The organism is Streptomyces sp. NPDC052687 (assembly GCF_040678395.1).
Taxonomy (GTDB): domain Bacteria; phylum Actinomycetota; class Actinomycetes; order Streptomycetales; family Streptomycetaceae; genus Streptomyces.
Window position 1 is genome coordinate 111,848 of sequence record NZ_JBFATR010000013.1, and the last position, 21,035, is coordinate 132,882.

21 protein-coding genes and 1 riboswitch are annotated in these 21,035 nt (G+C 75.4%); of the genes, 9 read left to right on the plus strand and 12 right to left on the minus strand.

Features of this window, described 5'->3' with window-relative positions:
• Positions 1–26 precede the first annotated feature (26 nt).
• From AB0K92_RS14480 to AB0K92_RS14530, 11 genes are all read right to left on the minus strand, one after another.
• Positions 27–881 carry an ATP-binding cassette domain-containing protein gene (locus AB0K92_RS14480; protein ID WP_365922666.1) on the minus strand — a complete coding sequence of 285 codons (855 nt, stop codon included), beginning with the start codon at positions 879–881 and terminating at the stop codon, positions 27–29.
• Complete coding sequence (gene cbiQ / locus AB0K92_RS14485; RefSeq protein WP_365922668.1) at positions 878–1,639, minus strand: cobalt ECF transporter T component CbiQ; 762 nt, start codon at positions 1,637–1,639, stop codon at positions 878–880. Before cbiQ ends, AB0K92_RS14480 begins: the two co-directional genes overlap by 4 nt.
• Before the next feature lie 6 nt (positions 1,640–1,645).
• Positions 1,646–2,074, minus strand: a complete 429-nt coding sequence (locus AB0K92_RS14490) for an energy-coupling factor ABC transporter substrate-binding protein (protein WP_365922670.1) — start codon at positions 2,072–2,074, stop codon at positions 1,646–1,648.
• Positions 2,071–2,784 (minus strand): energy-coupling factor ABC transporter permease, encoded by a 714-nt coding sequence (locus tag AB0K92_RS14495; protein ID WP_365922672.1) that lies wholly within the window; start codon positions 2,782–2,784, stop codon positions 2,071–2,073. The genes AB0K92_RS14490 and AB0K92_RS14495 overlap by 4 nt, the downstream gene beginning before the upstream one ends.
• Before the next feature lie 30 nt (positions 2,785–2,814).
• Positions 2,815–3,058: riboswitch (cobalamin riboswitch) on the minus strand.
• A 239-nt stretch (positions 3,059–3,297) separates the two neighbouring features.
• Positions 3,298–4,452, minus strand: coding sequence for a glycerophosphodiester phosphodiesterase family protein (locus AB0K92_RS14500; RefSeq protein WP_365922674.1), 1,155 nt, complete (start codon positions 4,450–4,452; stop codon positions 3,298–3,300).
• A 114-nt stretch (positions 4,453–4,566) separates the two neighbouring features.
• Positions 4,567–5,283, minus strand: a complete 717-nt coding sequence (locus tag AB0K92_RS14505) for a GntR family transcriptional regulator (RefSeq protein ID WP_365922676.1) — start codon at positions 5,281–5,283, stop codon at positions 4,567–4,569.
• Between the two features lie 66 nt (positions 5,284–5,349).
• Positions 5,350–6,351: a proline racemase family protein gene (locus AB0K92_RS14510; RefSeq protein WP_365922678.1), complete on the minus strand. Its 1,002-nt coding sequence runs from the start codon at positions 6,349–6,351 to the stop codon at positions 5,350–5,352.
• A 108-nt stretch (positions 6,352–6,459) separates the two neighbouring features.
• On the minus strand, positions 6,460–7,395 hold the full coding sequence (locus tag AB0K92_RS14515; protein ID WP_365922680.1) for a dihydrodipicolinate synthase family protein: 936 nt from the start codon (positions 7,393–7,395) through the stop codon (positions 6,460–6,462).
• Between the two features lie 62 nt (positions 7,396–7,457).
• The gene (locus AB0K92_RS14520; RefSeq protein ID WP_365922682.1) at positions 7,458–8,855 is read right to left on the minus strand and encodes an FAD-dependent oxidoreductase; all 1,398 of its coding nucleotides are present in this window, start codon (positions 8,853–8,855) and stop codon (positions 7,458–7,460) included.
• On the minus strand, positions 8,848–9,201 hold the full coding sequence (locus tag AB0K92_RS14525) for a (2Fe-2S)-binding protein (RefSeq protein ID WP_365922684.1): 354 nt from the start codon (positions 9,199–9,201) through the stop codon (positions 8,848–8,850). Before AB0K92_RS14525 ends, AB0K92_RS14520 begins: the two co-directional genes overlap by 8 nt.
• Positions 9,198–10,355, minus strand: a complete 1,158-nt coding sequence (locus tag AB0K92_RS14530) for an FAD-binding oxidoreductase (RefSeq protein WP_365922686.1) — start codon at positions 10,353–10,355, stop codon at positions 9,198–9,200. The genes AB0K92_RS14525 and AB0K92_RS14530 overlap by 4 nt, the downstream gene beginning before the upstream one ends.
• 86 nt (positions 10,356–10,441) lie before the next feature.
• Between AB0K92_RS14530 and AB0K92_RS14535 the strand changes: the two genes are divergently transcribed.
• From AB0K92_RS14535 to AB0K92_RS14560, 6 genes are all read left to right on the plus strand, one after another.
• Positions 10,442–11,149, plus strand: a complete 708-nt coding sequence (locus AB0K92_RS14535; RefSeq protein WP_365922688.1) for a nucleotidyltransferase domain-containing protein — start codon at positions 10,442–10,444, stop codon at positions 11,147–11,149.
• Between the two features lie 480 nt (positions 11,150–11,629).
• Positions 11,630–13,714 carry an elongation factor G gene (gene fusA, locus AB0K92_RS14540; protein WP_365922690.1) on the plus strand — a complete coding sequence of 695 codons (2,085 nt, stop codon included), beginning with the start codon at positions 11,630–11,632 and terminating at the stop codon, positions 13,712–13,714.
• 161 nt (positions 13,715–13,875) lie between these two features.
• Positions 13,876–14,418 (plus strand): GNAT family N-acetyltransferase, encoded by a 543-nt coding sequence (locus AB0K92_RS14545; RefSeq protein ID WP_365922692.1) that lies wholly within the window; start codon positions 13,876–13,878, stop codon positions 14,416–14,418.
• A 4-nt stretch (positions 14,419–14,422) separates the two neighbouring features.
• The gene (locus tag AB0K92_RS14550; RefSeq protein WP_365922694.1) at positions 14,423–15,337 is read left to right on the plus strand and encodes an ABC transporter permease subunit; all 915 of its coding nucleotides are present in this window, start codon (positions 14,423–14,425) and stop codon (positions 15,335–15,337) included.
• Entirely contained in the window at positions 15,334–16,566 is a 1,233-nt protein-coding gene (locus AB0K92_RS14555; RefSeq protein ID WP_365922696.1) for an MFS transporter, read from the plus strand. Before AB0K92_RS14550 ends, AB0K92_RS14555 begins: the two co-directional genes overlap by 4 nt.
• A gap of 10 nt (positions 16,567–16,576) precedes the next feature.
• On the plus strand, positions 16,577–17,176 hold the full coding sequence (locus AB0K92_RS14560) for a hypothetical protein (protein ID WP_365922698.1): 600 nt from the start codon (positions 16,577–16,579) through the stop codon (positions 17,174–17,176).
• A 27-nt stretch (positions 17,177–17,203) separates the two neighbouring features.
• Here AB0K92_RS14560 and AB0K92_RS14565 read toward each other — a convergent pair whose 3' ends face one another.
• Positions 17,204–18,154: a CDP-alcohol phosphatidyltransferase family protein gene (locus tag AB0K92_RS14565; RefSeq protein WP_365922700.1), complete on the minus strand. Its 951-nt coding sequence runs from the start codon at positions 18,152–18,154 to the stop codon at positions 17,204–17,206.
• Between the two features lie 107 nt (positions 18,155–18,261).
• On the opposite strand from AB0K92_RS14565, the gene AB0K92_RS14570 reads away from it, so the two are divergent.
• The 3 genes from AB0K92_RS14570 (at position 18,262) to AB0K92_RS14580 (ending at position 20,889) form a co-directional block, all read left to right on the plus strand.
• Positions 18,262–19,239 (plus strand): zinc-binding alcohol dehydrogenase, encoded by a 978-nt coding sequence (locus AB0K92_RS14570; protein ID WP_365922702.1) that lies wholly within the window; start codon positions 18,262–18,264, stop codon positions 19,237–19,239.
• Between the two features lie 73 nt (positions 19,240–19,312).
• On the plus strand, positions 19,313–19,711 hold the full coding sequence (locus tag AB0K92_RS14575) for a 6-carboxytetrahydropterin synthase (RefSeq protein WP_365765961.1): 399 nt from the start codon (positions 19,313–19,315) through the stop codon (positions 19,709–19,711).
• Positions 19,712–19,719: 8 nt separating this feature from the next.
• Positions 19,720–20,889, plus strand: a complete 1,170-nt coding sequence (locus AB0K92_RS14580) for a glycosyltransferase family 4 protein (protein ID WP_365922704.1) — start codon at positions 19,720–19,722, stop codon at positions 20,887–20,889.
• Positions 20,890–21,035: the final 146 nt, after the last annotated feature.

Below are 21,035 nucleotides of genomic sequence, written 5' to 3' on the forward strand. Positions count from 1 at the left end.
GGAGGAAGACCCGCGCGGCCGGGGGCTCAGCCCTCGGCGGGGGTGTGCGTGGTGGCGAACGCGGCCAGCGCCTCCGCGGTGCGCGGGCCGGCGGCGGGGTCGGACAGCAGTCCCCGCGCGTGCAGCAGCCGGGCCGCCGCGACCCCCCACGGCAGCCGCAGACCCGCCTGCTCCAGCAGGTCCGCGCGGGCGAGCAGTTCGGGCGCCGGGCCGGTGCGCACACCGGACGGGGTGAGCAGCGCCGCGTCGTCGGCCCAGCGCAGCGCCAGGTCCACGTCGTGGGTGGCCATCACCACCGTCGTGCCGTTCGCCCGCAGCCCGTCGAGCGTGGCCAGCAGCCGCTCCTGGCCGTCCGGGTCGAGCCCGGCGGTCGGCTCGTCGAGGATCAGCACCCGCGGCCGCATCGCGACCGCGCCCGCGATCGCGGTCCGCTTGCGCTGCCCGTACGACAGCAGGTGGGTGGGCCGGTCGGCCAGCGCGGTGATGTCCAGCGCCGCCAGCGCCTCCGCGACCCGAGCCCGCACCCGCGGTTCGGGCAGCCCCAGGTTGAGCGGCCCGAACGACACGTCCTGCGCGACGGACGCCGCGAACAGCTGGTCGTCCGGGTCCTGCACGACCAGCTGGACGGTCGTCCGGAGCCGGGTCAGCCCCTTGCGGTCGTAGCGCACCGGCGTGCCCTCGACCACCAGCTCGCCCTCACGCGGGCGCAGCCCCCCGCTGAGCAGCCGCATCAGCGTGGTCTTGCCGCTGCCGTTGCGGCCGAGCAGCGCCAGCGCGCGTGACGCGCGCACCTCGAAGTCGAGCCCGCTGAGCACGGCCGGGCCGTCCTCGTAGGCGAACGACGCGCCCCGCAGGGCGACCAGGGCGGTGGCCTCGCTCATGTCAGCGTGCCCTTCCCGTACGCATCCAGTACGAACGTGAGCGCGACCAGCGCCGCCAGCAGGGCGCAGCTCGCGACGGTGAAGCGGACGGAGACCCGGGCCTCGGGCACCAGGACGCGCAGGGTGCCGTCGTAGCCGCGCCCGGCGAGCCCGGCCTGGAGCCGCGACGCCCGGTCGAAGGCGCGGACGAACGCGGTGGCGCCGAGCCCGCCCAGCGAACGCCAGGTCGCGGCCCGCGTGGTGTGCCCGAGCCGGGCGGCCTGCGCGTCCCGGATCAGCCGCACCGAGTCCAGCAGCAGAAAGCTCATCCGGTACGTCACCAGCGCCACGTCGACGACCGGCGCGGGCACCCCCGCCCGCACCAGCCGGGGCAGCAGGTCGGACATCGGCGTGGTGAAGGCGAACAGCAGCATCCCGAGGGAGGCCGCCGAGGTGCGCAGCAGCAGCTCCCCGGCGCGCACCGCGCCACCGGGGGCGAGCGCGACGAACCCGCCGGGCCCGCCCACCTGGACCAGCAGCGTCGCCGCGCCGGTGACACAGAACCCGAGCGGCACCCGGTACGCGCGCCACAGCCGCCGGGCGGGCACTCCCGCCGCGCCGAGCAGCACGGCCAGCGCCGCCGACAGCACCAGCGCCGCGCCCGGCCACGGCGGCAGGGAGATCGCGAGCACGGTCAGGCCGAGCCCGAGCACGGCCTTGTCCACGGGGTGACGGCGGCGCCAGCGGCTGCCGTGCGCCGCCGCGTCGATCGGCAGCACGCGCGCTCAGACCCCGGACTCGCGCTCGGCCCCCGCGGCGGCGCCGCCCCGCGGTGCGCCGGCGTCCTCGGGCACTTCGGCGTGCTGCGGCACCTCGGGGTGCTGCGGCACTTCGGCGTCCCGCCGGGCCAGCGCCCGCTCCTCGCCCTGGCGCCGCCCGCGCCGCAGCCCGAAGTAGTACGCGAGGACCCCCGCGCCGATCGCCGCCTGGACGGCGAACAGCGCCGACTCGATCTCCCCGGACGGCGGCTCGTACAGCGGCGAGAACCACGGCTCGTAGTCCGGGTCGAGCTCGGTGATCGCCGTCTCGGCCTGCGCGTCGGCGCCCGCGAACGGCTCCTTCTCGTCGTCGCCGAGGCCCAGCGCCAGCGGCAGCACCGCGAGCGCGACGACGACGAGCAGCAGGAGGACGTTGATCCGTGTGTTCCGGCTCATCCCGCCACCGCCCCGGTCCCGGCCGCCGTCTTCTCCTCGGCCCGCCTGCCCGTCACCAGCACGCCCAGCCGGGTCAGTTCCCCCTTGCTGGACTGCACCAGCAGCCGCATGACCAGCACCGTCAGCAGGCCCTCGCTCACCGCGAGCGGGATCTGCGTGACCGCGAAGATGGAGCCGAACTTGCCGAGTGCGCCGAGGAAACCGCTGCCCGGGTCGGGGAACGCGAGCGCCAGCTGCACGCTGGTGACGCAGTAGGTGGACAGGTCGGCGACGAACGCGCCGCAGAACACGGCGGCCATCAGCGGCGCGTCGCAGCGCCGCAGCAGCCGGTAGACGGCGTATCCGGCCCACGGGCCGACGATCGCCATCGAGAAGACGTTCGCGCCGAGTGTCGTCAGCCCGCCGTGCGCGAGCAGCAGCGCCTGGAACAGCAGGGTGATGGTGCCGAGCACCGCCATGGCGGGCGGGCGGAACAGGATCGCGCCCAGACCGGTGCCGGTGGGGTGCGAGCAGCTGCCGGTGACCGAGGGCAGTTTGAGGGCGGACAGGACGAACGTGAAGGCCCCGGAGGCGCCGAGCAGCAGCGTGCTCTCGGGGTGCTCACGCACCTCACGGGTCAGGGAACGGACGCCGTGGACGACGAAGGGCGCGGACGCGACGCCCCAGGCGACCGCGTGCGCCGGAGGCAGGAAACCCTCGGCTATGTGCATGGCTCGAACAGACCCTCTCCAGCACCTCGTGGATGGTTGACGCGCCTTGGCCGGTCTCCTGGCTGACGGGTACCACCGCCCGAACTCCGCCTTCCCGGGTCGCGGGGCCCTGGCGTCACATTCCCGTCGTCCGCCCGAAGGGCGGCGATGTGACGCCAGGGCCCGGACCCAGTGGCTGCCCGTGAGGGCCGGAGCCGGACTTCCCGATCACAGTGGCGAGGGCCGCACCGGCATCACACCGGATTTCCCGTTCACCAAGGCGTGGTGACAGTAATGCCAGGTTCGGGGTGGTGACAAGCGCACCCCTGGGGGCGCCCGGCGGCACCGTACGCCCACCCGCGTACGCCTCTGGCGGCCCCCGAAGGCCCCCCGCCCCGCCCCACCACGCCCGCCGCCGCTCCCCGCGGCGGCGCCATCGGCCGCCCCGCCGCCCACCGCGGTAAGGCCCCGCGTGCGCAACACCACATCGCCGGCGTTCCCCGAGGTGGCGAACGCGGCGCTGCCCGGCGGCGGTCAGGGGCGCGGCGGGTACCGCTTCGGCAGCCGCATGCCCCGCTCGGCCATCAGCGTCCGCACCCGGTCCGGATAGTTCGTGATGACGCCGTCCACGCCCAGGTCCATCAGCGCGGCCACCGTCGCCGGATCGTCACAGGTCCACGGGATCACCCTCAGCCCGCGCGCGTGGGCAGCGGCGATCATCGCGCGGTCGGGGTAGAAGCGGAAGCCCGGGTCGCCGAGCTTCCCGTTCTGCGGGAAGCCGTAGTTCGGGGACAGGGCCCGCACCCCGGGGACGGTGGCGGCGGCCCGCACGAAGTCGCCGCCGTAGTCGTCGGCGTCGATCCCGCCCAGCCACGGCGAGGCGCCCTCCTTGCCGACCTGGAGGAAGTCGTGATTGGTGAGGGCGACGAGCGGCCAGTCGGGCGCCAGCCGGTGCATCGCCTTCAGCGCGCCCCAGTCGAACGACTGGATCGTGACCTGCTCCTCGATGCCCGAGGCGCGGATCTCCTCGTACACCCGCCGCACGAACAGCTCGCGCGGCGCGGTCTGCTCGGGCGCGCCCGCCTCGACCTTCGTCTCGACGTTGAGCGTGACCTGCCGCGCCCTGTACCGCTCGACCAGATCCAGTACGTCCCGCAGCTCGATCATCCGGGCACCGGGGACGCGCTCCTGCCCGGGATGCCCCGGCAGCTGCTGATAGCCGCAGTCCATCGTCCGGAGCTGCGCCAGCGTCAGGTCCTTGACGTACTTGCCGACGTACGGGAACCACGGGTCGCCGGGCACGACCGGGGCGGTGTCACGGCACTTCTGGGCACTGACCTGCCGGTCGTGGGTGACGACGACCTTGCGGTCGCGGGTGACCTGGGTGTCCAGCTCCAGCGTCGACACCCCGAGGCGCAGCGCCTTCGCGAACCCCTCCAGGGTGCTCTCGGTCGTCAGACCCAGGCCGCCGCGGTGGGCCTGGAGGTCGAAGTGGGTCTTCCGCGGCACGACGCCGGGGCAGGTGGCCGCGGGGAGGGTGTGGGCGGGGCCGACGGCCGGGGCGGGAGCGGCGGCGGAGGCGAGGGCGGGAGCGGAGGCGAGGGCGGGAGCGGAGGCGGAGGCGAGGGTCAGCGCGGGGGCGAGGGTCAGCGCGGCGAGGAAGCGTTTGGCGGCATGTCCGGCGGGCATCGGGACCTCACTCGTTCGTCGGAGGGGGGCGCCTTGGGACGCTAGTTCCGCCTCGGCTGTGCCAGAAGAGCGGGGGAGTGAGGGGGACGTGAACGCTCGGGGAAGCCGCACAGGTCAGTCCCGCGCCGCCCATATCCCCCGTACGTGCCCCAGATGCCGCGTCATCACCTCCCGCACCGCCGGCTCGTCCCGCTCCAGCAGCGCGTCCAGCAGCTCCAGGTGCTCCTCGGCGGACGCGCGCAGCAGCCCCGCCTCCGCGAGGGCCGTCAGGCCGTAGAGCCGGGAACGCCCGCGCAGGTCGCGGACGACCTCCACGAGGTGCGCGTTGCCCGCGAGCCGCAGCAGATCGAGGTGGAAGCGGGTGTCCGCCTCGACGTACGCGATGAGGTCACCCGCGGCCGCGGCGGTGACGATCTCGCGGGCGACCGGACGCAGCGCCCGCAGCGCGGCCGGGGCGGCGGTGCGCGCCAGCTCCGCCACGGTCGGGATCTCGATCAGCGCGCGGATGTGCGTGTACTCGTCGAGCTGCCGCTCCGACACGGCCGTCACCCGGAACCCCTTGTTGGGGACCGCGTCGACCAGCCCCTCCTTCACCAGGTCCAGCAGAGCCTCCCGCACCGGTGTCGCCGAGACGCCGAACCGGGCGGCCAGCGCGGGCGCGGAGTACACCTCGCCCGGCCGCAGTTCCCCGGCGATCAGCGCGGCCCGCAGCGCGTCACCGACGCGCTCGCGGTAACTGCTGCGCCTGCCGCCGAGCACGGGCAGGGCGGGGCCGGAGGGCGCCGGGGTCGCGGAGGTCGCGGGGGTGGCGGGGGTCGGCCGGGTGGGCATCGGAGGTCTCCAGCAAGGCGAAGCGAAAGGGTCGTACGACGCATCAGAGCACGGATCGGCGGACGGTCAGAGCACGAATCCCGCCGGGAACGGGTCGGCCGGGTCGAGCAGATACTGCGCGGTGCCGGTGATCCAGGCACGGCCGGTGAAACCGGGCAGCACCGCCGGCGTCCCGGCGACCTCCGTGGTGCCCAGCAGCCGGCCCGTGAACCGGGTGCCGATGAACGACTCGTTGACGAACTCGGTGTGCAGGGGCAGTTCGCCGCGCGCGTGCAGCTGGGCCATCCGGGCGCTGGTGCCGGTGCCGCACGGGGAGCGGTCGAACCAGCCGGGGTGGATGGCCATCGCGTGCCGGGAGTGCCGGGCGGTGGAACCGGGGGCGGTCAGGTACACGTGGTGGCAGCCGCGGATCGACGGGTCCCGCGGGTGCACGGGCTCGTCCTGCGCGTTGATCGCGTCCATCAGCGCGAGCGCCGCGCGGAGCAGGTCGTCCTTGCGGTCGCGCTCGAACGGCACCCCCAGCGCGGCCGGCGGCACGATGGCGTAGAAGTTGCCGCCGAACGCCAGGTCGTACGTCACCGTCCGCCCGTCCGCGAGCGTCACCTCGCGGTTCAGGCCCACCGAGAACGACGGCACGTTCCGCAGGGTCACCGCCCGCGCCGCGCCGTCCTCGACGGCGACCTCCGCGACCACCGGGCCCGCCGGGGTGTCCAGGCGGATCGTCGTGACCGGCTCGGTCACCTCGACCATGCCGGTCTCCACCAGCACGGTCGCCACCCCGATCGTGCCGTGCCCGCACATCGGCAGACAGCCGGAGACCTCGATGTAGACCACGCCCCAGTCGCAGTCCGGCCGGGCCGGCGGCTGGAGGATCGCGCCGCTCATCGCGGAGTGCCCGCGCGGCTCGTTCATCAGCAACTGCCGGACCTCGTCGCGGTGTTCGCGGAACCACAGGCGCCGCTCGTTCATCGTCGCGCCGGGGATGGTGCCGATCCCGCCGGTGATCACGCGGGTGGGCATGCCCTCGGTGTGCGAGTCGACGGCGTGCAGGACGAGGCTGCTGCGCATGGGCGGGTCCCTTCTGTGCGGCATGGGGGGCGGTGCGGCCTGTGTGGGCACTCTGGTCCTGAGCGGGCGGTGCGGGCCTGGAGGGTGGGGCAAGGTGGGCCTCCGCGGCTAGCCCAGGCCCGCTGCCAGGACTTTCCCGGTGGCGGCGCGTACGGCGGCCTCCCGCTCGGGCGGCAGCGGCATCCGGGGCGGGCGGACGGGGCCGCCGTACCGCCCGGCGAGGTCCATGGACAACTTGATCGCCTGCACGAACTCCACCCGCGAGTCCCAGCGCAGCAACGGGTGCAGCTGCCGGTACAGCGGCGTCGCCGTGGCGAGGTCCCCGGCCGTCGCCGCCCGGTACAGCTCGGCGCAGGCGCGGGGCAGCGCGTTCGGGTACCCGGCGACCCAGCCCTTGGCGCCCGCGACGGCCAGCTCCAGCAGTACATCGTCCGCGCCGGCCAACAGGTCCATTTCCGGCGCGAGTTCGGCGATCCTGTACGCGCGGCGGACGTCCCCGGAGAACTCCTTCACCCCCTGGATCCAGCCCTCGCCGTGCAGCCGCGCGAGCAGTTCCGGCACGAGGTCCACCTTGGTGTCGACGGGGTTGTTGTACGCCACGACCGGCAGCCCCGCCCGCGCGACCTCCGCGTAGTGCGCCAGCACGGAACGCTCGTCGGCCCGGTAGGCGTTCGGCGGCAGCAGCATCACCGCCGCACAGCCCGACTCGCCCGCCTGCTCGGCCCAGCGCCGCGCCTCCGCCGAGCCGTACGCGGCGACCCCCGGCATCACCCGCTCCCCGCCCACCGCCGCCACCGCGGTCTCCACCACGCGGGCGCGTTCCCGCGCGGTCAGCACCTGGTACTCGCCCAGCGAGCCGTTCGGTACGACCCCGTCACAGCCGTTGTCGACCAGCCAGGCGCAGTGTGCGGCGTAGCGGTCGTAGTCGACGGAGAGGTCGCCGGTGAGGGGGAGGGCGGTGGCGACGAGGATGCCGTGCCAGGGGCGGCGGGGGGTTGCGGCGGTGGTGCCGGTGGTGCCGTTCGTGGTGCCGTACGTGGTCATGGGCGGGCCCTTCGGTGGGTGAGGGGACATGACACGGGCTGTGCTGGCGTACGGTGGCGGGCTCAGTCGTCGCCGTCGGCCAGGACGCCGAGCGGTACCGGCCGGGCGAACGGCCGCCGCACCGGGCCGGGCGGGCAGCCGGCGGCCGCGGCGACGCCCGGCGCGCACATCCGGCCCTGGCACCAGCCCATCCCCGCGCGGGTCAGCAGCTTCACGGTGCGCAGGTCGCCCGCGCCGAGCGGGCCGGCCGCCTCCCGGACGGCCCCGGCGGTGACCTCCTCGCAGCGGCACACCACCGTGTCGTCGGGGATCGACTCCGGCCGGGGCGCGGGCGGGACGTACACCTCGTCCAGTGCGGCAAAGAACCGGCGCAGGCGGGCGCGGGCGCGGTCGGCCGCCGCCCACGCACGCGGGTCGGGCTCGGCGCCCCGCAGCCGCGCGGCGAGGGAACACCCGGCGATGTGCCCCTCCGCGAGCGCGAGCCCGGCGCCGCCGATGCCGGTGGCCTCGCCCGCCGCCCACACGCCGGGGACGGTGGTGCGCTGCTCGTCGTCGGCCTGGACGGCGTGCCCGGTCAGGCGGCAGCCGAGGGTCTCGGCCAGGTCGGTGTGCGGCAGCATGCCGTGGCCCACGGCGAGGGTGTCGCAGGCGAGGCGGCGCCGGGTGCCCGGCCGCTCCCGGCCCGCCGCGTCGAGCGCGGCGACCGTCACGGAGTCCAGCCGCTGCCGCCGCTCGCCGTGGGCCGCGACGACGGTGTGCCGGAACATCGGCCGGATGCGCCGGCCGAGCAGCCGGGTGGCGTATCCGGCGCCCTCGACGAGCTTGGCGGGCTCGGCGGCCAGGGTCCGGGCCTGCCGCAGAAAGGCGGCCGGGGCGGCGGACTCGACCAGCGCGGCCACCTCGGCGCCCGCCGCGGCGAGCCCCGTCGCCACCGGCAGCAGCAGCGGTCCGGTGCCCGCCACGACCACCCTGCGCCCGGGCAGCACGAGGCCGCCCTTCAGCAGGGCCTGCGCCCCGCCCGCGGTGACCACACCGGGCAGCGTCCAGCCGGGGAACGGCAGGACCCGCTCGTACCCGCCGGTGGCGAGCAGCACGGCGCCCGCGCGGACGGTCACCGACTCCGTCTGTCCGGCACCGAGCAGCGCCCGCACGGCGAAGCCCCCGGACTCCCGGCCGGCGAACCAGACGTGATGATCCACCAGGTGGGTGAGCCGTCCGGCGGCCGACTGCGCGGCGAGCCCGTCGCGCAGCCGTTCCCAGGCGCGCCACCCGTGGTGCAACCGCCGCGGGCTGCGCGCGCCGAGGCCGGGCGCGGGCTGCCGGTAGAACTGCCCGCCCGGCTCGCGGCCGGAGTCGACCAGCAGGACGTGGACGCCCCGGGCGGCCGCCGCGAGCGCCGCGGCCAGGCCCGCCGGACCGGCGCCGATCACCGCCACCGACGGCCTCCGCCGCTCAGTCATCGTGACCCGTCCCCTCCTGGGTGCGCACCTCGGCGCCGGGTTCGACCGGGACCAGGCAGGCCCGCTGGTTGGGGCGGCCGTCCACCGTCACCAGACAGTCGAAGCACACGCCGATCCCGCAGAACACCCCGCGCGGGCGCCCGGCGTCGCGCGTGGTGCGCCAGCTCGTGACGCCGGACGACCAGAGGGCGGCGGCGACGGTCTGGCCGGACAGGGCCGGCAGGGTACGGCCGTCGAAGGTGAACGTGAAGGCGGCGTCGGGCCGGGCCCGGGCCAGGCGCAGCGGCCCGGTACGGCCCCCGTGCCCTCGACGACGGCCCCGACTACGGGCAGGATCACGGCTCATGCTCTCTCCTCCCGAGGGAAGCGGTCCGGGCGGAACGGCGCGAGGTCGAGCTCCGGCCGCTCACCGGCCAGCACCCGCGCGATCAGCTGCCCGGTGCCGGTGGCCAGCCCGATGCCCGCGCCCTCGTGCCCGCAGGCGTGATGCAGCCCCGGCACCCGGGGATCGGGCCCGATGGCGGGCAGATGATCCGGCAGATACGGCCGGAACCCGGCGTAGGTCCGCAGCGCCCGAACCCCCGCCAGGAACGGGAAGAGCCGGACCGCGCCCGCCGCCAGAGCCCGTACGGCCGGCAGCGAGACCGCGCGGTCGAAGCCGACGCGCTCACGGCTGGCCCCGATCAGCACCGGCCCGGCCGCCGTCGACTCCACCACCGGCGAGGTCCGCAGGGCCGCCGAGTCGTCGGCCACATCGGTCACGTAGTCGGCGGCGTACACCTTGTGCCGCACCCGCCGGGGCGGCAACGGCTCGGTGACGAGGACGAAACCGCGCCGCGGCAGCACCGGCAGCGCGACGCCCGCCAGCGCGGCCACCTCGCCGCCCCAGGTCCCGGCCGCGTTCACGACGGCCGGGGCGTGCAGCTCGCCCCGGCCGGTGCGTACGCCGCGCATCGTGCCGCCCGCCGTCCGCAGCACTCCGGTGACCGTCGTCCCGGTCAGCAGCCGCGCGCCCGAGGCGCGGAGCAGACGGGCGGCGGCCAGCGCGGGCATGACCTGCGCGTCCTGCGGATACAGCACACCGCCCGCGAGTCCGGGAGCCAACTCGGGCTCCACCTCACTGAGTTCGTCCGCGTCCACGCGCGTCGTGCGCACCCCGGCGGCCTGCTGGGCGGCGGCGAGGCGGTCGAGGGCGGCGAGTTCCGCGGGCCCGGAGGCGACGACCAGGCCGCCCTTGGCCTCGTACTCGACCGCCGTACCGAACTCCTCGGCCAGCTCCGCCCACAGACGGCAGGAGTGCAGAGCGAGGCGCAGTTCCGGGCCGGGCTCCTTGTCGGACACCAGCAGGTTCCCCTCGCCCGCTCCCGTGGTGCCCCCGGCGACCGGACCACGGTCCACCACGACCACATCGAGACCCGCACGGGCCGCGTACAGCGCACAGGCGGCGCCCACCATCCCGGCGCCCACGACGACGACGTCGCAGCTCGGTCGCTTGGCCACGCCAGTAATATGTCACATGGCGCTGCCTGGGGGGAGAGGGCGAAAAGCGCGTGAGGCAACCGGGGGAGCACTGCATCATGACGCGGATGACCGTGAACAACATCCTGCTGTCCGGCATCGTCGGCTCGACCGCGTACGGACTCGCCCACGAGGACTCCGACGTGGACCGGCTCGGCGTGTTCGCGGCGCCCACCGTGTCCCTGCACGGACTGCACGCGCCGAAGGAGTCCCACGTCTCCACGGCGCCCGACCGCACCCTCCACGAGGCCGCCAAGTGGTGCCGGCTCGCGCTCGGCGGCAACCCGACCGTCACCGAACTCGTCTGGCTGCCCGATGAGTTGTACGAGGTGCGCACCCCGCTCGGCGACGAACTGATAGACATCCGCACCACACTGCTGAGCGCCCGCCGGGTACGCGACGCCTACCTCGGCTACGCCACCCAGCAGTTCAGGAAACTCCAGAACCGCTTCACCGCGGACGAGAACGGCACCCCGGTCCACCGGCGCTCCGCCAAGCACGCCCGCCACCTCAAGCGGCTGTGCCGGCAGGGCTACGAGCTGTACAGCACCGGCCGCCTGACCATCCGGCTCGACGACCCCGAGAGCTACCACCGCTTCGGCGAGGAGGTCGCCGCCGACCCGTCCGCCGCGCTGCCGCTGCTGCGCCACTACGAGTCCGCCTTCGACCGCACCCGCAGCGTCCTGCCGGAACAGCCGGACGAGCGCGCGGCGGAGGCGTGGCTGCGGCGGGTGCGGGCGCACTTCTACACGCCGGAGGCGGCGGAGGCCGTCTGAGGCGGGCGGCGGCCGAGGGCGGCCGGGATGCGCAGAGTTGAGCCGCGGCCTGGTGGAAAAACCCGGTGCTCCGCACCCGGCCGCTTCCCTACACTCACCGGGTGAGCGCGCACCCCCACCCTCGACGGCGGTGCGCCTCCACCTCCACCTGAAGTGGGCCGAGTGAAGGGAGCCGGGCCGTGCGTGACCGCACCGCTGTCGTCGCTCCCCCCTCCCGCTACGAGGTGATCCTGGTGTCCACGGCCGCCCGGTGCCCGCTGCGCGGCGGCCACCGGATGCCGTGACGATCCGAGACGCGAGGTATCGCTGACTCGGGTACTGCCGAAGCGACGTACCGCTGACTCGGCGTACTGCCGAAGCGACGTACCGCTGACGCGACGTACCACCGCCCCCGCACCCTGCGTCAGTGACCTCCCCCCTCCACCGTCCGGCCGATCGCGCTGCCCTTTCCACGGAAGAAGTCTCGAAAGGCCACGGGCCGTGCGCACGAACGTCAACACCCTCAACACCCTCACCTCCGTCCGCAACCTCGGCATCCTCGCCCACGTGGACGCGGGCAAGACCACCGTCACCGAGCGGATCCTGTACGCCACCGGCACCACGCACAAGCGCGGCGAGGTCCACGACGGCACCACCGTCACCGACTTCGACCCGCAGGAGCGCGACCGCGGCATCACCATCTTCGCGGCGGCGGTCAGCTGCGCCTGGGACGGCCACCGTCTCAACCTGATCGACACCCCGGGACACGTCGACTTCGCCGACGAGGTAGAGCGCTCGCTGCGGGTGCTGGACGGGGCGGTCGCGGTGTTCGACGCGGTGGCGGGCGTGGAGCCGCAGAGCGAGTCGGTGTGGCGGCAGGCGGAACGGTACGGCGTGCCCAGGATCGCCTTCGTCAACAAGCTGGACCGCGCCGGCGCCGACCTCGACACGGCCGTCGCGTCGATCCGGGACAGACTGCACCCGGCACCACTGGTCGTCCAGCTGCCGATCGGAACGGAGGACACCTTCCGGGGTGTCGTCGACCTGGTGGACATGCGCGCGCTGACCTGGGACGGCACCGGCGAGACCATGACGCGGGGACCGGTCCCGGACGAGCTGCGCGAGGAGGCGCGCAGGCGCCGCCGCCTGCTGGAGGAGACGGTGGCGGAGCTGCACGCCGCGGCGCTGGAGGAGTACTGCGCCCGCTCGACGCTGTCCTCCACGACGCTGCGCGACGCCCTGCGCGACCTCACGCACACCGGCGACGGGGTCGTGGTGCTGTGCGGCTCCGCGTACCGCAACCGCGGCATCGAGCCCCTGCTGGACGCGGTGGTGGCGTACCTCCCGTCGCCGGCGGACGTCCCGCCGGTACGGGGCACCGGCACCGGGGACGGGACGAGAGGCGAGCAGGCGGTCGAACGCCCGGCCGACCCGGACGCCCCCTTCGTCGCCCTCGCCTTCAAGGTGAACGCGACCCCCACCGGCCGCCTCACCTACCTCCGCGTCTACTCCGGCACCATCGAGAAGGGAGACACCGTGTGGGACGCGACCGCCCGCCGCGCCGAGCGCATCGGTCGCATCCTGCGGGTGCGGGCCGACCGGCACGCCCAGCTGGAGCGCGCCGTGGCCGGCGACATCGTGGCCGTGGTCGGCCTGAAGTCGGCGCGGGCCGGTACGACCCTGTGCGACCGGAACGCCCCGCTGGTCCTCGAACCGCCCGGCGCGCCCGACCCGGTGGTCTCCGTCGCGGTCGAGGCACGCCGCTCCGCCGACACCGACCGGCTGGCCACGGCCCTGGCCCGGCTCGCCGAGGAGGACCCGTCCCTCGTGGTGCGCACCGACCGGGAGACCGGCCAGACGGTGCTGTCGGGCATGGGTGAACTGCACCTGGAGGTCGCGGTGGAGAAGATCCGCCGCGCCCACGGCCTGGAGGTCGCCGTCGGCCGCCCGCGGGTGGCCCACCGCGAGACGGTCGTACGCGGCGTCACGGGCCACGTCCACCGGCACGTCAAACAGGACGGTGGCGCGGGCCAGTTCGCGCACGTGGTCCTCGACGTCGAGCCGCTGCACCCCGAACCGGGCGGCACCGGCTTCGAGTTCCGCTCCACGGTCGTCGGCGGACGCGTCCCGCAGGAGTACGTCCGCGCGGTGGAGGCGGGCTGCCGTGACGCCCTGGCGGAAGGCCCGCTCGCCGGACACCCGGTGACAGGTGTGCGGGTGACCCTCACCGACGGAGCCACGCACGTGAAGGACTCCTCGGAGCCGGCCTTCCGCACCGCCGGCCGCGCGGCCCTCCTCGGTGCCCTGCGCGCTTCGACGATGACCGTCCTGGAGCCGGTCGCCGACGTCACGGTGACCGTCCCCGAGGACGCGGTGGGCGGCGTCCTCGCCGACCTCGCCACCCGCCGCGGCCGCGTCACCGCCTCGACCGTCCGCCCGCCCACCGCGACCGTCACGGCCACCGTCCCCCTGTCCGAACTCTTCGGCTACGCAACCCGCCTGCGCGGCCGCACCCAGGGCCAAGGCACGTTCACGGCCCGGCCGACGGGGTATGCGCCGGCGCCGGCGGGGACGCCGGAGCGGTAGCGGTACGGCGCCCCTCCTCGCTCTGGGGGAGGGGTGCCGACCGCCTCGTACGACGCTGCCGTGGCTGGGAGTGCGGGACGCGTCGACGCGCCTCCGCGCGGACGACGCCTGATCCGACCCGCGCTGATCAGGGCATTCCGCTTGTTGCATATCATGTGCAAGTGCAACCCCCCGACTACACCCTCAGGACAGCCACCCCAGCAGACCTGGACGCCGCACGCGCGGTGATGCTCGACACCGTCTACCGGGACTTCGGCACGGGATACGTGCCGCGCTGGCACGGTGACATCATCGATCCGGCCGCCGCCTACCTGGCCCCCGAGCGGCACACCCTGCTGGTGGCGGTCGAGCGGGGGAGCGGGGACGTCGTCGCCACGGCCGCGCTGGACGCCCGGGGGCCCGCGCATCCGCCGAACCCGCGGGAGGTCGCCGAGCGGTTTCCCTCGGGGACGACCGCGCAGGTGCGGCGGGTGTACGTGCGGCCCGAGCACCGCAGGCGCGGGCTCGCGCGGCGGCTGGTCGCGGAGTTGGTGGCCTTCGCGGAGGCGGACGGCGGGTACCGGGCCGTCTATCTGCACACGGATCCGTCGGTGCCGGGGGCCGAGGACTTCTGGCGGTCGCTCGGCAAGGTCGTGTGGGACGAGCGCGAGGACGCCGGTGGCGGGCAGGGGATCGTGCACTTCGAGATACCGATGGGGCGGTAGGGCGATGGGGTTCACGCCATTCCGCCGCTTCTCGCGGCTGGCCGCCGGTCCGCTCGTCGGCCTGCTCGCCGTGCCGCTGCCCGCCGGCTGCTTCGCCTCCGAGGGTGGTGGCGGCTCCGCAAGCAGGGAGGGCGGCTCGCGGCTGCGGGTCGCGCTCGCGTTCCCGCCCGCCGAGCGGCTGTCCCCGTACGGCGCCGACGCCGCCCTCCTCAGCCGGCTCGGCGTCACCGAGGGGCTGACCGCGCTGGACGCCAACGGCTCGGCCGTGCCCGCGCTCGCCGAGTTCTGGCAGCGCGAGGGTGCCAGGATGTGGACGTTCAGCCTGCGCGAGGCCGTCTTCCAGGACGGGACCAAGGTCACCCCGGACGCGGTCGTCGACGCGCTCACCCACGCCGCGCGCGCCGAGCCCGCGCCCGCCGCGCTCACCGGCGTGGACCTCACCGCCGAGGCCGACGGCGACCGCGCCGTGCGGGTCGTCACCGCCGTCGCCGGCCGCGGACCGGCCACCCCCGCGCTCGCCGTGGGCGCCGTCGCCTGGGCGCCGCTCGCCGCGCACACCTCCGCCCTGCCGCGCCAGGAGCGCGCCACCCCGCACATCACCGCCACCCGCGCGCTGGGCGCCGGCCGCCGGTACCTGCTGCGCCACGAACTGCTGCCCGCCGTGCTGCCGCCCGTCGTCCGGCACGCCCTGCTGCGGCTCCCCGGCATCGCCCTCGCCCTCGCCTCCCTCACCTTCCTCGGCCTGGGCGCCCAACCGCCGTCCCCCGAGTGGGGCCTGCTGCTCGCCGAGAACCAGCCGTACGCCGAACGCGCCCCCTGGGCCGTGCTCGCCCCCGCCGCCGTCCTCGCCCTGCTCGGCGCGCTCGCCGTCACGGCGGCCCGCGGTCGCCATGGCGGCCGAGCGGAGCCCACGCGATGACCGTCTCCCTCCCCGGCCCGCGCCGCGCCCCCGGACACCGCACCCGCCTCACCCCGCTGCTGCGGCTGCTCATCCTCACCCAACTCGCCTTCAACGTCGGCTTCTTCGCCGTCCTGCCCTTCCTCTCCGACCACCTCGGACGGGCCATCGGCATGGCGGGCTGGCTGGTCGGCTTGGTGCTCGGGCTGCGGACCTTCAGCCAGCAAGGGCTGTTCGTCGTCGGCGGGGCGCTCGCCGACCGGTACGGCGTCCGGCCGGTCGTCCTCGCGGGCTGCGCGCTGCGCGTCGCCGGGTTCGCCTGGCTCGGGTACGCGGAGGCCACCGGGGCGGTCATCGGGGCCGTCCTGCTCATCGGCTTCGCCGCCGCGCTGTTCTCGCCCGCCGTCGAGTCCGAGGTGGCCCGGCAGGCGGTGCGGTGGGAGGAGGCGGGCGGCGGACCGCGCACCCGGGTGCTCGCGCTGTTCACCGTCGCCGGACAGGCCGGCGCGTTCGCCGGACCCCTGCTCGGCGCGCTGCTGCTGGCGGTGGACTTCCGCACCGCCTGCCTCGCCGGAGCCGGCGTCTTCGTCCTCGTCCTCGCGGGCCACGCCCTGCTCCTCCCGCAGCACCTCCCCGGACGGCGGCGGACCGCTCTGCGCGGCGGCCTGCGCCCACTGCTGCGCAACCGCCGCTTCCTCGCCCTGTGCTGCGCCTACGGCGCCTACCTCCTCGCCTACAACCAGCTCTATCTCGCCCTGCCCGCCGAGGTGGAGCGCGCGACCGGCTCCCAGGCCCCGCTGGCCTGGCTGTTCGCCCTGTCCTCGCTGCTGGTGGTGACCACCCAGCTGCCCGTCACCCGCCGGGTGGGGGACCGGCTCGCCGTACGCCGCTCCATGGCCGCCGGACTGCTGCTGATCGCCGCCGGGTTCGCCGTCGTCGCGGCGGCCCGGCCGGCCGGGTGGACCGGTACGGCCGGACTGCTGCCGGCCGCCGCGTTCGTGGTCCTGCTGACGGTAGGTCAGATGCTGGTCGCGCCCGCCGCCCGCGCCTGGGTCCCCGACCTCGCCGAGGACGGCCGGCTCGGCCTGTACACCGGCGCGCTCTCCTCGGTCTCCGGCCTGATCGTGCTGGCCGGCAGCGCGGCCACCGGGACGCTGCTGGACGCGGGGCTGCCCGCGGCCGTGCCGTGGCTGGTGCTGGCGGCCGTACCGGCGGGGGCGGTGGCGCTGCTGCCGCGCCGGGCCGCGTAGCATCCGCCGGGTGAAGCGCAACGTGCCCGACCGCCTGACCCGGCGAGCCCGGTCCTTCCTCGGCGCGCACGCGGTCCACGTCGACGCCGGGTCGAGCCGGGAGAAGCGGCAGCGGTACCTCGACCGGGGCGTCCCGGCGGCCGTGGTCGACCGGATGACGGCGTTCCACGAGTGCTGGGGCGGCCTGGTGCTGCCGCCCGCCCCCCTGTACGACGGCGGCCCCCTGCCCCTGAGCGCCCACTCGCCCGAGGAACGGGCGCCCGGCGACTGGTGGTTCGAGGCCGGGTCACCGCGGACGGCGCTGCCGTACTCCTTCATGGTCGGCCCCGGCGGGGAGTTCGGCATCGACGGCGAGCGATGGACGCCGCTGCACTCCGGCGTGGAGGGCTGGGTGGAGTCGGTCGCCCTGCACCACCACGCGTCCCGGGAAGCCCGGCGTATCACCCGGGTCGTCGGCGAGGACGTGGAACGCGTCGACCTCGACGGGTACGAGCCCGTGCGCGAGGTCCGCGGGCTGGCCGACACCTGGTGGCGCGGCACGGACACCCTGGTGGCCGTCCACCGGGGAGAGGCCGACTGCCTCGGCTTTCCCCGCGGCCGCACCGCCTGAATCTACTCCGGTCTGGACTGGTGGGGGCTACGGGGCGGAGTGGACGACGACGAGGTGGTCTGAGACCGCCACCACCGCCACCGCCACGACCGGTTCCATCGGCTCCACCGGCGCGACCCGCACCATCGCAGCCGCCGCAGCCGCAGCCGCCGTTGGCCGGACCGGTCGAACCGGCAGGGCCGGCCGCACCCGCGCCGAAGCCGTCGCCCCCGTCACTCCCGTCACCGTCACCGCGGTCGCTCCCGTCGGCCGCGTCGGCCCCGTCGCCCGCGACCTCCGCCACAGCCACCGCACATCGCGCCCGAACGACCACACCAGCAGCGCCAGCGCCACCGCCACGACCCCCGCGGCGGCCGCGCCGGGCAGCAGCCCCGAGGCGGCGAGCAGCAGGAGCACGCCCTGTGCCGCGGCGACCGCCTTGCGGGCCGTGCTCGGCGGCAGGGAAGCGTTCAGCCACGGGCAGAAACGGGCCGCGGCGACGAACGCGTACCGCATGCCGCCGATCAGCAGCACCCACACCCCCAGCTCCAGGGACACGTACACACTCAGCACGAGGATGAGGAACGCGTCGACCTCCATGTCGAAGCGCGCCCCGAGCGCCGACGACGTCCCGGTCCGCCGCGCGACCTTGCCGTCCACACCGTCGAGGACGAGGGCCACGGCCGTCAGACCGACGAGCAGCGCGACGGGCGGCGCGCCGCGGAACGCGTCGGCGACCAGGGCCGTGACCGCGCCGACGAGGACGGCACGGCCGAGGGTGACGCGGTTCGCGGGGCCGAAGGAGGCGAGTGCGGAGCGGTGCACGGCGCGGGCGAGGACCGCCCAGCCGGCGACGGCGAAGACCAGTCCGGTCAGCCAGCCCGCCGGGCCCAGCCCGGTCGCCGCGCCGAGCAGGGCCACCAGCAGGATCTGTATCGCCGCGCCCACCGCGGCCTCCTGCTGGACCGGCCTCGCACCGTATGTGTTGTTCAGGGCCACCGCACATCCTCCGGCCGTGTGACAGAGTCGATCAACGCCGCGTACCGTGCGCGGCCTGTGCCATCTCGGTACGTGCACCACTGGCCGACCGTTCAGGAGGACCGCCGATGACGCGCACCGCACGTGCGTTCTGGCTCACCGCTCCGGGCCGCGGAGAGATACGCGACGCCGCGCTCGCGGACCCGGCCGAGGGGGAGGTGGTGGTGCGCGCGCTGTGGTCGGGGGTGAGCCGGGGCACGGAGACGCTGGTCTTCCGCGGCGGTGTGCCGCGCAGCCAGTACGCGGCGATGCGGGCGCCGTTCCAGGAGGGCGACTTCCCGGGGCCGGTGAAGTACGGCTACCTCTCCGTCGGCGTCGTCGAGGAAGGGCCGGCCGAGCTGACCGGCCGTACCGTCTTCTGCCTGCACCCGCACCAGACCCGCTACGTCGTCCCCGCCTCCGCCGTCACCCCCGTCCCGGACCACGTGCCCGCCGAACGGGCCGTGCTCGCCGGCACCGTGGAGACCGCGGTCAACGCGCTGTGGGACGCCGCGCCGCTGGTAGGCGACCGGATCGCGGTGGTCGGCGGCGGCATGGTCGGCTGCTCGGTGGCCGCGCTGCTGGCCCGCTTCCCGGGGGTGCGCGTCCAGCTGGTCGACACCGACCCGGCCCGCGAGCGGACCGCCGAGGCTCTCGGCGTCGGGTTCGCCGCCCCCGCCGACGCGCTCGGCGACTGCGACCTCGTCGTCCACGCCAGCGCCACCGACCAGGGCCTCGCCCGCTGCCTCGAACTCGTCGCCACCGAGGGCACGGTGCTCGAACTCAGCTGGTACGGCGACCGGCGGGTGAGCGTGCCGCTCGGCGAGGACTTCCACGCCCGCCGGATCACCCTGCGCAGCAGCCAGGTCGGCACCGTCTCCCCGGCCCGCCGCGCCCGCCGCTCGTACGGCGACCGGCTCGCCCTCGCCCTGGACCTGCTCGCCGACCCGGCGCTCGACGCGCTCGTCACCGGTGAGTGCGCCTTCGAGGAGCTGCCGGACGTGCTGCCGCGGCTGGCGGACGGCCGGATCCCGGCGCTGTGCCACCGGGTGCGCTACCCGGCCTGACCGCCGCTGAACACGGGAAGGTCATCAGCCGTACTAGTCGGCATCGATGCACCGCACCTGAAGGGGCGTTCCCTTGTTCAGTGTCACCGTCCGCGATCACATCATGATCGCCCACAGCTTCCGCGGCGAGGTCTTCGGTCCCGCGCAGCGCCTGCACGGAGCGACGTTCCTGGTGGACGCCACCTTCCGGCGGCCCGAGCTGGACGACGACAACATCGTCGTCGACATCGGCCTGGCCACGCGGGAACTCGGCGCGGTGGTCGGCGAGTTGAACTACCGCAACCTCGACAACGAGCCCGACTTCGCCGGGGTGAACACCTCCACGGAGTTCCTGGCGAAGGTCATCGCCGACCGGCTCGCCGAGCGGGTGCACAAGGGCGCGCTCGGTGAGGGCGCCCGGGGCATCGCGGGCATCACGGTCACCCTGCACGAGTCGCATGTCGCCTGGGCGAGTTACGAGCGTGCCCTGTGACGGACGCCATGACCGAACAGCCCACGCTCGGCTACGTCCCCGTCCAGGCCCCCGCCCTTTCGGGCGCGGAGATCGTCCGGATGTCCCTGCGCACCGTGCACTTCGTCCTGCCGGGCGGCGTCGACGACCCCTCCGCGCCCAGCGGCGGCAATGCCTACGACCGGCGGATCTGCCTGGACCTGCCCGGCTTCGGCTGGCAGGTGCAGCGTCATCCGGTGGCCGGCGCGTGGCCCCGCCCGGAGGCCGCCGCGCGCGCCGAACTCGCGTCCGTGCTGGCGCAGTTGCCGGACGGTGCGGTCGTCCTGCTCGACGGGCTCGTCGCCTGCGGTGTTCCCGAGGTGATCGTCCCGGAGGCGGAGCGGCTGCGGCTCGCCGTCCTCGTCCACCTCCCGCTCGGCGACGAGACGGGCCTCGCGCCCGAGACGGCCGCGGACCTGGACGCCCGCGAGCGAGCGGTCCTGCGCGCGGTCCCCGCGGTGATCGCCACCAGCGACTGGGCGGTCCGCCGGCTCGTCGCCCACCACGGGCTGGCCCCCGACCGCGTGCACGCCGCCGCCCCCGGCGCCGACATCGCGCCCCTGGCACCCGGCACCGACGGCGTGTCCCGGCTGCTGTGCGTCGCCGCGGTCACCCCGCGCAAGGGCCAGCACCGGCTCGTGGAGGCCCTGGCCACCGTGCCCGACCTGCCGTGGAGCTGTGTGTGCGTGGGCGGGCTGACCCAGGACCCGGAGTACGTCGCCCGGCTCCGGGCCGTCATCGACAGCCACGGCCTCACCCACCGCATCCACCTCGCGGGACCGCAGTCCGGGGCCGTCCTCGACGCCAGTTACGCCGCGGCCGACCTGATGGTCCTCACGTCGTACGCGGAGACGTACGGCATGGCGGTCACGGAGGCCCTGGCGCGCGGCATCCCGGTGCTCGCCACGGACGTGGGCGGCCTCCCGGAGGCGGTCGGCCGCGCCCCGGACGGCGGGGTGCCCGGCATCCTCGTCCCGCCGGAGGACCCGGCCGCGCTCGCCGCGGAGCTGCGCGGCTGGTTCGGCGAGCCGGACGTGCGCCGCCGCCTCAAGGCCGCCGCACGCGGCCGCCGCGCCGCCCTCGACGGCTGGGCCACCACCGCCCGCTCCCTCGCCGGCATCCTCGGCCGGCTCCCCAGCACACCCCGGAGGGCGGCATGACCGACACCACCACCACGACGGCACACGAATCCCGGACCCGGCTCGCACCGGCCGAGGCGACGGCGCACCTGCCGCCGCCGGACGGCCGAGCCGGGGACGACACGGACCCGGCCGCGCCGCCGGCCGCCGGACCGGACGGCGCCGGG

Bases quoted from the DNA above. Each gene is read 5' to 3' on its own strand.
- AB0K92_RS14480 (WP_365922666.1), bottom strand. From the start codon at position 881: ATGAGCGAGGCCACCGCCCTGGTCGCCCTGCGGGGCGCGTCGTTCGCC.
- AB0K92_RS14490 (WP_365922670.1), bottom strand. From the start codon at position 2,074: ATGAGCCGGAACACACGGATCAACGTCCTCCTGCTGCTCGTCGTCGTC.
- AB0K92_RS14495 (WP_365922672.1), bottom strand. From the start codon at position 2,784: ATGCACATAGCCGAGGGTTTCCTGCCTCCGGCGCACGCGGTCGCCTGG.
- AB0K92_RS14500 (WP_365922674.1), bottom strand. From the start codon at position 4,452: ATGCCCGCCGGACATGCCGCCAAACGCTTCCTCGCCGCGCTGACCCTC.
- AB0K92_RS14505 (WP_365922676.1), bottom strand. From the start codon at position 5,283: ATGCCCACCCGGCCGACCCCCGCCACCCCCGCGACCTCCGCGACCCCG.
- AB0K92_RS14510 (WP_365922678.1), bottom strand. From the start codon at position 6,351: ATGCGCAGCAGCCTCGTCCTGCACGCCGTCGACTCGCACACCGAGGGC.
- AB0K92_RS14515 (WP_365922680.1), bottom strand. From the start codon at position 7,395: ATGACCACGTACGGCACCACGAACGGCACCACCGGCACCACCGCCGCA.
- AB0K92_RS14520 (WP_365922682.1), bottom strand. From the start codon at position 8,855: ATGACTGAGCGGCGGAGGCCGTCGGTGGCGGTGATCGGCGCCGGTCCG.
- AB0K92_RS14525 (WP_365922684.1), bottom strand. From the start codon at position 9,201: ATGAGCCGTGATCCTGCCCGTAGTCGGGGCCGTCGTCGAGGGCACGGG.
- AB0K92_RS14535 (WP_365922688.1), top strand. From the start codon at position 10,442: ATGACCGTGAACAACATCCTGCTGTCCGGCATCGTCGGCTCGACCGCG.
- AB0K92_RS14550 (WP_365922694.1), top strand. From the start codon at position 14,423: ATGGGGTTCACGCCATTCCGCCGCTTCTCGCGGCTGGCCGCCGGTCCG.
- AB0K92_RS14555 (WP_365922696.1), top strand. From the start codon at position 15,334: ATGACCGTCTCCCTCCCCGGCCCGCGCCGCGCCCCCGGACACCGCACC.
- AB0K92_RS14570 (WP_365922702.1), top strand. From the start codon at position 18,262: ATGACGCGCACCGCACGTGCGTTCTGGCTCACCGCTCCGGGCCGCGGA.
- AB0K92_RS14580 (WP_365922704.1), top strand. From the start codon at position 19,720: ATGACCGAACAGCCCACGCTCGGCTACGTCCCCGTCCAGGCCCCCGCC.